Consider the following 13600-nt stretch of genomic DNA (forward strand, 5'->3'; position numbering starts at 1 on the left):
GCCCGCCCAGCCGTCACCCCTCGTTCACCGGGCAGCGGCTGTGATCGATGCCGCTGCGGTCCTACCGTCGATGGGGCATCGACCACTCCGGGAGGTTCACCGATGGACCGTCGTACCGTCCTGCGCTCCGCCGTCGCCGGCGCGGCCGCCTTCTCCGGCAGCCTCTGGGCCGGCGCCGCCCTGGCCGCCCCCGCCCAGCCCGGCCCCGGCCCGTACGGGGACCTGCTGGCGGCCGACGTCAACGGCATCCAGTTGCCGGCCGGTTTCACCAGCCGGGTGGTCGCCCGGTCCGGTCAACGGGTCGCCGGCACCTCGTACCTCTGGCACTGGGCTCCGGACGGCGGCGCCTGTTTTCCCGCCGGCGACGGCTGGATCTACGTGTCGAACTCCGAGGTGCCGTTCGTCGGGGGCGCGTCGGCGGTCCGCTTCGCCGCCGATGGCTCGGTCGTCTCGGCGTACCGGATCCTCGGCGGCACGAACGTCAACTGCGCCGGTGGGGCGACCCCGTGGGGCACCTGGCTGTCGTGCGAGGAGGTGCCCCTCGGTCGGGTCTTCGAGACGTGGCCGGACGGCAGCCGGTCGGCCGAGGAGCGGACCCGGATGGGCCGGTTCACCCACGAGGCCGCAGCGTGCGACCCGGACCGCCGGGTGGTCTACCTGACCGAGGACGAGGAGGACGGCTGCTTCTACCGCTTCGTGCCGGACACCTGGGGTGACCTGCGTACCGGTCGGGTGCAGGTGCTCTGCGCGCCGGCCGACCAGGTCGCCGGGCCGGTCACCTGGCGGGACGTGCCGGACCGGGACGGCTTCCCGATCCCCACTCGGCTCCAGGTGGGCGCGGCGAAGCACTTCGACGGTGGCGAGGGTTGCTGGTACGACAGGGGTACCTGCTGGTTCACCACGAAGGGCGACAACCGGGTCTGGGCGTACGACGCGGTCGGCCAGCGTCTCGACCTGGCGTACGACGACTCGCTGGTGCCGGCGGGCGCGGCACCGCTGACCGGGGTGGACAACATCACGGGCACCGCCTCCGGTGACCTCTACGTCGCCGAGGACGGCGGCAACATGGAAATCGTTTTGATCAGTCCGGACGCCGTTGTCACGCCTTTCCTCAGGATCGTTGGGCAGTCGTCGTCGGAGATCACCGGCCCGGCGTTCTCGCCGGACGGCTCCCGCCTGTACTTCTCGTCCCAGCGCGGCACCTCCGGTGCGTCGGCCGGCGCCAACGGCATCACCTACGAGATCCACGGCCCCTTCCGCCGCTGACCCCGCCCCACCCCCACCCCCCACCCCGCCCCGGTGATCAAGAGGTTTGCGTCAGCAGACGGCGCGAAACTGACGCAAACCTCTTGATCAACCCGACTGGGGGGTGCGGGCGGTGCGGTTGGTGCGCCAGCGGGAGAGGGCCAGGGTGGCGGAGTAGCCGGCCAGGACGATCACATGGAACAGGTACAGCCAGAGGAGCACAGCGACTCCCGCGCCGATCTCGTCGAAGCCACCGAACGGCACCCCCAGGTCCAGGGGGAGCGAGGCGAAGAGTACGAAGCCGTGCAGGAAGCCGGAGAGGTTGGCCGCCGTGAACGACCCGATCGCGAGCGTGGAGAGCCAGTCCGGTGAGGCCGGCCCGACCACCCGGAACACCCACATCAGCACCGGCGTTAGCACCAGCCAGACCGCCAGGAACGACAGCACCACGCCGAGGACACCGAGCCAACCCCCCTGGCGTACGAGGCCGGTGGTGAGCGGGAGCGCCAGCAGGATCGACAGCAGCAGCGCGGGGGCCGGCGCGAGCAGCGGCAGCAGCAGCAGCCGGCCCCGCCAGCCGACCAGGTGCTCGTCGGTACGGGGCGCGGCGACCGACACGAAGGCCCGGCGCAGACCCTCGCCGTAGAGCGACGCGGGCAGCAGTGAGGCCAGCGCCAGCAGCGGGGTCAGCTCCACTCCGGCGTTGACCAGAGCGTCCACCGCCCGGGGCGCGCCGATGGCGGTGGGCAGCGCCTCCACGGCGTGCGAGGTGAGTCGGCGTACCCGATCGGCCCCGGCCATCAGCGAGGTGAGCCAGATCGCCAGGAGGGCGACCGGCACCACGGCGATCGCCCCGTAGAAGGTGATCGCGGCGGCGTGCAGCGACAGGTCCCGCCCGCGCACCGGGCGGAACGCGGCGCTGGTGATCCGCTTCGCCCGCTGCCATCCGTTGCCCATCGCCGTCTCCTTCCCCGCCGTCCGGGCCCTCACTCCTTAAGATCGCCGGTCATGACTGTTGTCACGACCGAACGCCTCATCCTGCGCGATTGGACCGATGATCCGGCGGACCTGGCCCGGATCTACGACATCTACTCCCGTCCGGACATCACCCGCTGGCTGGCCGTGTCGCCCGGCCTGCCGATGACCGACCCGGCCCAGGCGGCCGAGCGGCTGCAGATCTGGCGGGACCGGCACGCGGCCGACGACGGCCGGTACGGCACGTGGGCGATCGAGGTACGCGAGACCGGCCAGGTGGCGGGCACGGTGCTGCTCAAGCCGCTGCCGGGCATCGACGAGGCGGTGCTCACCGAGCAGATCGAGACGGGTTGGCACCTGCACCCGGACTCGTGGGGTCACGGGTACGCCACCGAGGCGGCCTCCGCGGTCTTGGCTCGGGAGTTCGCCGCGGGCGGTCCGGAGGTCCACGCCCTGGTGTCGCCGGGCAACGAGGCGTCGATGGCGGTCTGCCGGCGACTCGGGATGGCGCACGTGGGCCAGCGCACCGACTGGTACGGAGGCGAGCTGTTGGAGACGTTCGTGTTGCGGGCGCCAGATGCGTGATCGTTCCGCTACGGCCTAACGCAAGATCCGTGCAGGTTCGGGGAAGGTGTCGCCTCCAGTCGTCGGAGGTGGCACCTTCCTTCGCGTTGTCGACAGTCGAGAGTGGGCAACTCCGTCAATAGTTACAGCGGTCGAAGTGTTGACGCTCCCGTAGCACGTCAGTAACCTTTGGTCAAAGTAACGCAAGATTTCGACAAAGGCATGCACGGTTCTGTGCATGTACGCGGAAGATTCAACGGGCCTCCTGGGGAGGCCCGTTGATGCTCGGTACCCCCTCGGCGCCGGCCCACCTCACCGGCCGGCGACGCACCGCCGCTCACCCCCACCCGTGGTCACCCCCGCCCGCGGCAACCGTCCCCCGACGACAGGACAGTCATGAGACGAACGAATCTGTTCAGAATGGTCGCGGCGACAGCCGCGGCCACGCTGATCGCCACTGCGGGAGCGACAGCTGTCGCGAACCCAGCCGGCGCCGCCCGCCCCGCCGACACGGCGGCAGCGCCGAGCAGTGGCTTCGCCCCGGCCGCCACCAACCTCGCCCAGGGCCGTCCCACCCAGGAGAGCGGCCACGCCGACGTCTACGACTCGTCGAAGGTCGTCGACGGCGACGCCGGCAGCTACTGGGAGAGCGTCAACAACGCGTTCCCGCAGTGGATACAGGTCGACCTCGGCGCAGCGCAGAGCGTCAACCAGGTCGTGCTGAAGCTGCCGACCAACGGCTGGGCGACCCGGACGCAGACCTTGAGCGTGCGGGGCAGCACGAACGGTACGTCCTTCACCGATCTGGTCGGGTCGCAGACGTACACCTTCAACCCGGCGAGCGCCAGCACAGTCACGATCAACTTCAGTTCGACCTCCACCCGCTACGTGCGGATCACCGTCACCGCGAACAGTGGCTGGCCGGCGGGGCAGCTCTCCGAGCTGGAGGTGTACGGCAGCGGCGGCACCACCCCGGACACCACCGCGCCGAGCGTCCCGGGGACGCTGTCGCAGAGCACGTCGGGCAGCACGATCACGCTGAACTGGGGTGCCTCCACCGACTCCGGTGGCAGTGGCCTGGCCGGCTACAACGTCTACCGGGGCGGCAACCTGATCGCGACAGTGGGCACCGTCCTCACGTACCAGGACACCCAGCCGGCCACGGCCACCGTGTCGTACTACGTTCGCGCCCGCGACGGCGCGGGCAACCTGTCCGGCACCAGCAACACCGTCACCCGGACCGGCAGCAATCCGCCGGCCTGCACCAACGTGGCGCAGGGCAAGAGCATGACCGCGAGCGGCTCCACCTTCAGCTTCACCCCGGACAAGGCGAACGACGGGCAGCTCGGCACCTACTGGGAGGGCGCGGCCAGCTACCCGCAGAACCTGACGGTGGCGCTGGGCGCTAACCACTCGATCTCCGCCGTCACCGTCAAGCTCAACCCCGATTCGTCCTGGGGCACCCGTACCCAGACCATCCAGGTCCTCGGTCGCGACCAGGCGTCGTCGTCGTACACCAGTCTGGTGTCGGCGGCGGCCTACCAGTTCGTGCAGGGCGCCAACGTGGTGACCATCCCGGTCAGCGCGACCACGGCGGACGTGCAGTTGCGGTTCACCGGCAACACCGGCGCGCCGTCCGGGCAGGTCGCGGAGCTTGAGGTGTGCGGTACGCCGGCACCCAACCCGGACCTGGTGGTCAGCTCGGTGACCTGGTCACCGTCGTCGCCCAGTGAGGCCAGCGCGGTAACCCTGTCGGCGGTCGTGCAGAACATCGGATCCGCCGCCGCGGGGGCCACCACCGTCAACTTCAGCCTGGCCGGCGCGGTCGTCGGCAGCGCCCCGGTGGGCGCACTCGCCGCGGGCGCCTCGACCACCGTGTCGTTCAACGCCGGTACGCGGCCGATGGGCAGTTACGCCGTCTCGGCGGTGGTCGACCCGACGAACACGATCGTCGAGCAGAACAACGGCAACAACAGCTTCACCGCGGCGTCGCCACTTGTGGTGACGCAGGCGCCGGGCCCGGACCTCCAGGTGCTCAGCATCGCCTCGAACCCGCCGAACCCGGCGGTCGGGGCGTCCGTCACCTTCACCGTGGCGGTCCGCAACCGGGGCACCACAGCGACCGGCGCGACAACTGTCACCCGGTTGGTGGCGGGCAGCACCACGCTCAACACCAACACCGCCTCGATCGCGGCCGGCGCGACCGTCACCGTGGCCGTCAGCGGCAGTTGGACCGCCACCAGCGGCGGTGCCACCCTCACCGCCACCGCTGACGCCACCAACGTGGTCGCCGAGACCAACGAGACCAACAACGCGTTCAGCCAGTCCATCGTGGTGGGTCGGGGCGCGGCCGTCCCGTACGTCTCCTACGAGGCGGAGGCCGGTCGCTACTCGGGCACGCTGCTGGAGACCGACGCGCTGCGGACCTTCGGCCACACCAACTTCGCGAGCGAGTCCTCGGGCCGCAAGTCGGTGCGGCTCAACAGCACCGGTCAGTTCGTCGAGTTCACCTCGGCCAACCAGGCCAACGCCATCGTGGTGCGCAACTCCATCCCGGACGCGCCAGGTGGCGGTGGCATCGAGGCGACCATCAGCCTCTACGTCAACGACGTCTTCACCCGGAAGCTGACCCTGTCGTCCAAGCACAGCTGGCTCTACGGCAACACCGACGGGCCGGAGGCGCTGACGAACACCCCGCAGGCCGACGCGCGGCGGCTCTTCGACGAGTCGAACGCGCTGCTGGCGCAGTCGTACCCGGCGGGCACCCGCTTCAAGTTGCAGCGCGACTCGGGTGACACCGCCTCGTTCTACGTCATCGACATGATCGACCTGGAGCAGGTGGCAGGCCCGGCGAGCCAGCCGGCCGGCTGCACCTCGATCACGTCGTACGGTGCGATTCCGAACGACGGGCTCGACGACACCGCAGCCATCCAGCGGGCGGTGACCGACGACCAGAACGGTGTCATCGGCTGCGTCTGGATCCCCGCCGGCCAGTGGCGGCAGGAGCAGAAGATCCTGACCGACGACCCGCTGAACCGGGGTACGCACAACCAGGTCGGCATCAGCAACGTCACGATCCGGGGCGCCGGCATGTGGCACTCACAGCTGTACACGCTGACCGAACCGCAGAACGTGGTGGGCGGCATCAACCACCCGCACGAGGGCAACTTCGGCTTCGACATCGACAAGAACACCCAGATCTCCGACATCGCCATCTTCGGCTCCGGCCGGATTCGTGGTGGTGACGGCAACGCCGAGGGTGGCGTGGGTCTGAACGGTCGCTTCGGCACCGGCACGAAGATCAGCAACGTGTGGATCGAGCACGCCAACGTGGGTGTCTGGGTCGGCCGCGACTACGACAACATCCCCGACCTGTGGGGGCCGGCCGACGGGCTGGAGTTCAGCGGCATGCGGATCCGCAACACGTACGCCGACGGCATCAACTTCAGCAACGGCACGCGCAACTCGCGGGTGTTCAACTCGTCGTTCCGCACCACCGGTGACGACGCGCTCGCCGTCTGGGCCAACCCGTACGTCAAGGACCGCAACGTCGACATCGCCCACGACAACCACTTCGTCAACAACACCATCCAGTTGCCCTGGCGGGCGAACGGCATCGCCATCTACGGCGGCTACGACAACTCGATCGAGAACAACCTGATCTACGACACCGCCAACTACCCGGGCATCATGCTGGCGACCGACCACGACCCGCTGCCGTTCTCCGGCACGACGCTGATTGCCAACAACGGGCTCTACCGCACCGGTGGCGCATTCTGGAACGAGGACCAGGAGTTCGGTGCCATCACCCTATTCCCGTCCACCCGGGACATCGTCGGGGTGACCATCCGCGACACCGACATCATCGACTCCACGTTCGACGGCATTCAGTTCAAGAACGGCGGCGGCAACATGCCGAACGTCGCCATCACCAACGTGCGGATCGACAAGTCCAACAACGGCGCCGGCATCCTCGCGATGAGCGGCGCGCGCGGCAACGCCAACCTGACGAACGTGACAATCACCAACTCGGCCGACGGCAACATCGTCGTCCAGCCGGGCTCGCAGTTCGTCATCAACGGCGGCTAGTCCGCCGCTTGATCATCACCGTTTCACTGAAGTCGGGGTGTCCGCGGACTGCGGACACCCCGACTTTCATGAAGCCGAGTCGATCGCCGCAGCGCAGGGTCCGTCGTGGGCATCGCGCCGCCGGCAACGACCGGCGCCGTCGAGCCGGGCGTCACAGAACACTCGGGTACGCAGGAACTGCGCGTCCTCCTCGCTGAGCGTGATCTCACCGAAGTCGACGACGGTCAGGTGACCGAGCGAGTCGCGAAGCGCCACGGCCAGCGCGGTCACCTTGTCGAGGCTGGTCAGCGTGGTCGGCAGGTGGATGATCCACCTCGGCGCGGTCATCGCGGCCTCCGCTGTCGGGCGCTCCCCGACCTCGGTGGCTGGCTCATCGCGGCCGTCGGTTGTCGGGTGCGCCCCGCCCCCGGTGACTGGCTCACGGCAACGCCACCGTTCCTCCAGCGATCAACGTCCGCACCTGCTCATCGGTCAGGCCGCGCTGCTCCAGGACGCGACGGCCCCAGCGGTGCAGCCGGCACGGGTGTGCTGCCTCGTCCTTGCGGCAGCGCGCACCGTCGGACTGCTCGGGGGTGTGCACGGTGACCGTCCTCAGCGCCACCACGACGTCCTCCATGGTGACGTGGGGCGGCAGCGGTAGATCGTCGACAGAGCCCATGGTTCTCCCGTCCGGGCGGCGACCTCCCGACGAGCGTTATACCTCAGAGTCATAAATATGACTCTGAGGTATAACGCTCTCGGCGGTGACCGGCCCGATCTGTTGTCCGGCTGTCCACGATGGTCGTTTTGACTGCTGGCCGAACGCAATCTTTCGCGGCAGAATCCAGACCAAGGGGCGAGGTGTCTTACACGACGACAGTCAGGGAGATGACGTGGACGACTCCGGCAGCACAGTCCCACGGAGGCAGCTCGGCAGATATCTGAGAGAGCTTCGCGAAAATGCCTATGTGACGGTCACGGCGGCGGCCAAGGAATTGGAATGGTCGGCACCGCGAATCTGGCGCTACGAAACCGGCCAGGTCCCCATGCACCCGAACGACGTGGCGGCCATGTGCCGGGTCTACAACGCGTCGCCGGAGACGATCGAGACGATGCGGGCGCTGGCCAGGGAGACCAAGGCGCACGGGTGGTGGCACAGCTACGGCGAGGCGATCAAGGACTGGTTCAAGCTGTACGTCGGCCTGGAAGCCGCCGCAACCCGCATCCGCAAGTACGAGGCGGACCTCGTTCCCGGGCTGTTGCAGACGGTCGAGTACATGACCGAGGTGATCGCCACCGACCACCCGCAGATGGCCGAGGCGGATCGCCAGGCGAAGGTCGACGTGCGGCTTCGCCGTCAACGGCTGCTGGCTCGGGCGGTGCCCCGCGCCCCGCGCCTCGACGTCATCCTGAACGAGGCGGTGCTGCGCCGCCCGCTGCGCGACCGGTCGGCCATGGTCCGGCAACTGGAGTCACTTGTGGTGTCGTCGCGGCAGCCCACCATCGGCATCCGGGTGCTGCCGTTCGACGCGGGGCTGGTGCGCTGGGCGCAGGCCGGCACCTTCACCATGCTCGACTTCCCGTCCGAGGTGCGCCAGCCGGAGCCGACCACCATCTACATGGACGGGCCGTGCGGCGCGGTCTACCTTGACAAGACCCACGAAATCGAGATCTACGACGACGCGTGGCGCTCGCTCAGTGAGCGAGCGCTCAGCGCCGACGAGTCCCGTGAGCTGATCGCGGCCATAGCGAAGGAGATGACCGATGGAGCGTGACGGAGTCTGGCGCACGTCGACCCGGTCCGGCGGAGAGGGCGACTGCGTCGAGGTGGCGGGCTTCGCCGAGACGGTCGGCGTACGCGACAGCAAGGACCGGCAGGGGCCGGTGCTGACCTTCACCCCCTCGGCCTGGACCGCCTTCGTCACGTTCACGGTGGTCAGCCAGCCCACACGATGACCGCGCTCTGTCTCGTCGTACCCGCTCTGTTCGTGCTCTGGTTCTGGGGCCGACCTCTGCTCACCGGCCGCTGGAAGACTCCGGGCTGGTTCGTCGCGACGGCCGGGCTCTCGATCGTCGCCACCGCCGTCACCTGGTTCGTCGGCGCGTTCGCTGGTTCCTCCATGAACTCGGAGGAGTCCTGTCGACAGGCCGGCGTCAGCTACGACAGCGCCTACCGCGCAGCCCACTGGCGTGAGTCGTCGCAATGGTTCCCTCTCCACGACCGATGCAACGCCACCCACGACCTGGTGCCCGCCTGGGTCAACCCAGCTCTGGTGCTGCTGTCCCTGCTGGCCGTCCTCTGCGTCGGCGCAGCGGTCCGGCTGGCCGTCGTGCGCCACCCCGTCCTGGTCGACGACGTTGCGCGTGACGTTCTACCGATGGGGTCTAGGGGCGACGAACCCTTGTGACTAGCGGACCGGCACGCTACGAGACCCTTGATCGACACAAGGTCGGCGAGGTGGGGGTGTCGGGGAGCGGGGGATACCGCCAGGTCGGCGATGTGGTGTCGATCAAGGCAGGCCACTCGCTGCCGCCCGATCTACACAAACCACTCGTGCTTCTCGGTGCCCGTAGGGCAGCATGCCCGGGGTATCTCCGGGGAGGGGCCTGTCGTGATTGATCGCCACACCTACCTGAACATCCACTCCGGCTGCGGAGCGACCTTCGATCTGTCAGCCAGATTGCCTGCCCAGGTCTTCCGGGAGATCGAGGGTGAGTCACTCTTCTGCGAGTTCGACGCTGTCCTCGCCCCGGAGCTGTGGCCGGCCCTCTCCGCGATGGCGCGCCTGCATGGCGACGAGCACGTCGAGCTGCTGGTCCTTGAACCGGATTGCGATACGTACTACCTGTCGGAGTACCAGTCGTATCCGGCCCTGTCGTTGTCCGTCGACGCCAGCGAGGACGATTACTGGGCGCTCATCGGGCACGAGGCCGCCAGGGACATCTTCGGTTCGATCGCGATCTCGGCGAACGTCATTGCGGTGACTGGACCTTCGCGTAGGTGGGGATGCTGGGGTGAGCGGGATCCCGAAGTAGCGGTCTTCCGGGGGTTCCCCACCGTGGCCGCTCGCCGTGAATGGCAGGAGCAGTTCGCGCCGATGCTGGACGCACTCGGCGCGCTGCAGTCGTACCTGCCGCTGGCCTTCCGTGGCCAGACCGTTCCGGACGTGTGGGCCGCAACCCTGGCCACGAACTACGGCGACGGGGTCGTACCACCACCCCGGCTCATCGATCAGGACCAGTGCGGCTGACGTTCGAAGCTGAGGCAGCCGTAGCGCAACAACAGGCCGAGTGGGCCGCTGCACCTCCGACATCATCGCCGGTGCCAAGGGCCTCGGGATGTGTAGATCTCGATGACGGACTGGGTGTGCGATCCCGCGCATCGCGGGCTGCGGTGACTAGGCTGACCTGAGCAGGATGGTCCGCTGAGGGGGTGAGCCCGGATGGCCCAGGCCGCATTCGCGCCGGAGCCGGCGCCGCAGCACACCGAGCTGTCGTTCGACGTGCTGCGGTGGCACGACGAGCCGTGGACCGCGCAGCTCGCCCTCGACCTGTTGCCGGAGACCAACGGCCCCAAGGTTGAGGTCCTGAGCGGAAGCGTGATCGTGACACCACATGCCGGGTACGACCATCAGGACGCGGAGTTGGACCTCGCGTACCACCTCAAGCAGGCGGCGCGTCGCGCGAAAATGTGGCTCTATCTGGAGACGAACGTCGTCTCTGGTGAAGATCTCTTCATCCCCGACATCGTCATCCTCGACGCGCCGGGCGGCGGCCGGACGACGATGGACATCGGGCACGCGGTGCTGCTGGGCGAGATCGTCTCTCCGGGCAACCGACGCAAGGACATCATCGACCGGCCGCGCGAGTACGCCGCGGTCGGCGTGCCCTTCTTCCTCCGCGTCGACCTGCGCAACCGGGTGCCCACCCTCGCGCTGTACGAGTTGATCGAGGGGGAGTACCGGCCGGTGGCCGCTGCGGCTGCCGGAACGCGCTTCGTCATGCGAGAGCCGTTCGAGTTCTCCATCGATCCGGGCGATCTGCTCGGCGAGGAGGCGGCACCGACCGGGCCGGGGCCCGAGTCGGCCGACGAAGAGGCTTGATCGACACGGTTTCCTGGAAGTCGGGGTGCCGGGTGCTTGAGATGCCGCGACTTCCTTGCACCCGAGTCGATCATCGCCCGGCAGCCGGCAGCCGGCAGCCGGCAGCCGGCAGCCGGCAGCCGGCAGCGGGGTGGGCTGAGGCTCCCAGCGGGCTTGCAGCGGCCGTGGGGAAGAATGGCCCTGTGACTTCACCCCGCGATCTTGTTCTGCTCGGGTCCACAGGTTCGATCGGTACGCAGGCCATCGACATCGTCCGGCGTAACCCGGACCGGTTCCGGGTGGTCGCCGTGGGCGCGGGCGGTGGCAACGTCGAGCTGCTCGCCGCGCAGGCCCTCGAACTGGGCGTCGACGCGGTCGGGGTGGCGAGGGCGTCCGCCGCGCAGGATCTCCAGCTCGCGTTCTACGCCGAGGCGAGCCGGCGCGGGTGGGCCACCGGTGACTTCAAGCTTCCCAAGATCGTGGCCGGCCCGGACGCCATGGCCGAGCTGGCCCAGTGGCCGTGCGACATCGTGCTCAACGGGGTGGTCGGCTCGCTGGGCCTCGCTCCTACGCTGGCCGCGCTGAAGGCTGGTCGTACCCTCGCGCTTGCCAACAAGGAGTCGCTCGTGGCCGGCGGCCCGCTGGTCCGGGCCGCGATGACGCGGCCGGGGCAGATCGTGCCGGTCGACTCGGAGCACACGGCGTTGGCGCAGTGCCTGCGGTCCGGGTCGCGCCCGGAGGTACGACGGTTGATCGTCACCGCCAGCGGTGGCCCGTTCCGGGGCCGGAGCCGCGAGGAGTTGACGCAGGTCACACCCGAGCAGGCGCTCGCGCACCCCACCTGGAACATGGGGAAGGTCATCACGATCAACTCGGCCACCATGGTCAACAAGGCGCTCGAGGTGATCGAGGCGCACGAGTTGTTCGACGTGCCCTACGCCGACATCACGGTGATGGTGCACCCGACGTCGGTGATCCACTCCATGGTCGAGTTCGTCGACGGCTCGACCATCGCCCAGGCCAGCCCACCGGACATGCGGCTGCCGATCGCTGTCGCGCTGGGCTGGCCCGACCGGGTCCCCGGCGCTGCCGCCGCTGTCGACTGGACGACCTCGCACACCTGGGAGTTCGCGCCGCTCGACGACGAGGCGTTCCCGGCTGTCGCGCTGGCCAAGGCCGCCGGAGAGGCCGGGCGCAGCCGCCCGGCGATCTACAACGCGGCGAACGAGGAGTGCGTCGAGGCGTTCGCGGCGGGACGGCTGCCGTTCCTCGGCATCGTCGACACCCTCGAACGCGTGTTGGAGGAGGCTCCGGACTTCGGCGAACCAGGTACCGTCGAGGACGTGCTCGCTGCCGAGTCGTGGGCACGCGCGCACGCGCAGGAGATCATCGCGGGTTCGGTGGAAGGAGCTTGATGTCGTACCTGCTCGGGGTGGTCCTCTTCGCCCTGGCCATTCTCATCTCGGTGAGCCTGCACGAGGCGGGGCACCTGCTCACCGCCAAGGCGTTCGGGATGAAGGTCACGAAGTACTTCGTCGGCTTCGGCCCCACGATCTGGTCGTTCCAGCGGGGTGAGACCGAGTACGGGCTCAAGGGCATCCCCCTCGGTGGCTTCTGCAAGATCGTCGGGATGACCCCGCAGGACGACGATGTCGAGCCGGGCGACGAGTCGCGGGTGATGTGGCGCTACCCGGTCTGGAAGCGGACGATCGTCATGGCCGCCGGGTCGATCACGCACTTCGCGTTGGCCCTGGTCACGATCTGGATCCTGGCTGTCTCCGCCGGCCTGCCCAACCCGGACTTCCCGACCACCGACGCGCAGGCCCGCCAGGAGCCGGCCGTCATCCGGCTCAGTGACTGCGTGGTGGCGGAGAACTCGCTGCGCGCGTGCGCCCCTGGCGACGCCGCCAGCCCGGCCGCCCAGGCGCAGCTGAAGAACGGCGACCGGATCACAGCGATCAACGGCACGCCGGTCAACTCCTACGGCGACCTGCTCACCACACTGCGAGGGCTCAAGCCCGGCGACACCACGCAGATCGCGTACGTCCGCGACGGGCAGCCGGCCACCACCAGCACCGTGCTCGCGCAGACCCAGCGTCCGCCGCTGGACGACCCGAGCGGCACCGTCGCGCCAGTGGCCGCCCTCGGCGTCGGGCTCGTCCCCAGCACCCCCACCCGCGTGACGTACGGCCCGGTCGGCGCCTTCGGCGCCACCGCCGACTTCACCGGCCAGTTGGCCGTCGGCACCGCCCAGGCGTTGCAGCGTCTCCCGCAGAAGGTCCCCGCCCTGTGGACCGCCCTCACCGGCGGCGAGCGCGACGTGGACACCCCGATCAGCGTCGTCGGCGCCAGCCGACTCGGCGGCGAAGCGGTGGAGAACAACGCCTGGCTGGTCTTCTTCATGCTCTTCGTGTCGCTGAACTTCTTCATCGGCGTGTTCAACCTGCTGCCGCTGCTCCCGGTGGACGGCGGCCACATCGCCATCGCCTGGTTCGAACGCGCCCGCTCCTGGATCTACAGCAAGGTCGGCCGCGCAGACCCCGGCCGGGTGGACTACCTCAAACTGATGCCCTTCACGTACGCGGTGATCCTTATCGGTGGCGCGTTCACGCTGCTGACCATCGCCGCTGACGTCGTCAACCCGATCACGCTCTTCTCAAGGTGAG

13 protein-coding genes are annotated in these 13600 nt (G+C 68.9%); 10 read left to right on the plus strand and 3 right to left on the minus strand.

Features of this window, described 5'->3' with window-relative positions:
• The first annotated feature begins 102 nt into the window (after window positions 1–102).
• On the plus strand, window positions 103–1266 hold the full coding sequence (locus tag O7631_RS12265; RefSeq protein ID WP_278144344.1) for an alkaline phosphatase PhoX: 1164 nt from the start codon (window positions 103–105) through the stop codon (window positions 1264–1266).
• 87 nt (window positions 1267–1353) lie between these two features.
• Here O7631_RS12265 and O7631_RS12270 read toward each other — a convergent pair whose 3' ends face one another.
• Window positions 1354–2202, minus strand: coding sequence for a YhjD/YihY/BrkB family envelope integrity protein (locus O7631_RS12270; RefSeq protein ID WP_278144345.1), 849 nt, complete (start codon window positions 2200–2202; stop codon window positions 1354–1356).
• A gap of 51 nt (window positions 2203–2253) precedes the next feature.
• Between O7631_RS12270 and O7631_RS12275 the strand changes: the two genes are divergently transcribed.
• Complete coding sequence (locus tag O7631_RS12275; protein WP_278144346.1) at window positions 2254–2805, plus strand: GNAT family N-acetyltransferase; 552 nt, start codon at window positions 2254–2256, stop codon at window positions 2803–2805.
• Between the two features lie 399 nt (window positions 2806–3204).
• Window positions 3205–6873 (plus strand): CARDB domain-containing protein, encoded by a 3669-nt coding sequence (locus O7631_RS12280; protein WP_278144347.1) that lies wholly within the window; start codon window positions 3205–3207, stop codon window positions 6871–6873.
• A 66-nt stretch (window positions 6874–6939) separates the two neighbouring features.
• Here the strand turns inward: O7631_RS12280 and O7631_RS12285 are convergent, their stop codons facing one another.
• Both O7631_RS12285 and O7631_RS12290 read right to left on the minus strand, forming a co-directional pair.
• Window positions 6940–7200 (minus strand): hypothetical protein, encoded by a 261-nt coding sequence (locus tag O7631_RS12285; protein WP_278144348.1) that lies wholly within the window; start codon window positions 7198–7200, stop codon window positions 6940–6942.
• A 91-nt stretch (window positions 7201–7291) separates the two neighbouring features.
• A complete protein-coding gene (locus O7631_RS12290; protein WP_278144349.1) occupies window positions 7292–7531 on the minus strand; it encodes a hypothetical protein in 240 nt (79 codons plus the stop codon).
• A gap of 214 nt (window positions 7532–7745) precedes the next feature.
• Between O7631_RS12290 and O7631_RS12295 the strand changes: the two genes are divergently transcribed.
• The 7 genes from O7631_RS12295 to O7631_RS12325 all read left to right on the plus strand — a co-directional run bounded on the left by O7631_RS12295 (window position 7746) and on the right by O7631_RS12325 (window position 13599).
• Complete coding sequence (locus O7631_RS12295; RefSeq protein WP_278147915.1) at window positions 7746–8627, plus strand: helix-turn-helix transcriptional regulator; 882 nt, start codon at window positions 7746–7748, stop codon at window positions 8625–8627.
• Complete coding sequence (locus O7631_RS12300; protein ID WP_278144350.1) at window positions 8617–8808, plus strand: DUF397 domain-containing protein; 192 nt, start codon at window positions 8617–8619, stop codon at window positions 8806–8808. Before O7631_RS12295 ends, O7631_RS12300 begins: the two co-directional genes overlap by 11 nt.
• Entirely contained in the window at window positions 8805–9260 is a 456-nt protein-coding gene (locus tag O7631_RS12305) for a hypothetical protein (RefSeq protein ID WP_278144351.1), read from the plus strand. The genes O7631_RS12300 and O7631_RS12305 overlap by 4 nt, the downstream gene beginning before the upstream one ends.
• Before the next feature lie 204 nt (window positions 9261–9464).
• Window positions 9465–10103, plus strand: coding sequence for a hypothetical protein (locus O7631_RS12310; RefSeq protein ID WP_278144352.1), 639 nt, complete (start codon window positions 9465–9467; stop codon window positions 10101–10103).
• A gap of 192 nt (window positions 10104–10295) precedes the next feature.
• Entirely contained in the window at window positions 10296–10955 is a 660-nt protein-coding gene (locus O7631_RS12315; RefSeq protein ID WP_278144353.1) for a Uma2 family endonuclease, read from the plus strand.
• 182 nt (window positions 10956–11137) lie between these two features.
• Entirely contained in the window at window positions 11138–12349 is a 1212-nt protein-coding gene (gene dxr, locus O7631_RS12320) for a 1-deoxy-D-xylulose-5-phosphate reductoisomerase (RefSeq protein WP_278144354.1), read from the plus strand.
• Complete coding sequence (locus O7631_RS12325; RefSeq protein WP_278144355.1) at window positions 12349–13599, plus strand: site-2 protease family protein; 1251 nt, start codon at window positions 12349–12351, stop codon at window positions 13597–13599. The genes dxr and O7631_RS12325 overlap by 1 nt, the downstream gene beginning before the upstream one ends.
• Window position 13600: the final 1 nt, after the last annotated feature.

The organism is Micromonospora sp. WMMD967 (genome assembly GCF_029626165.1).
GTDB lineage: Bacteria > Actinomycetota > Actinomycetes > Mycobacteriales > Micromonosporaceae > Micromonospora > Micromonospora taraxaci.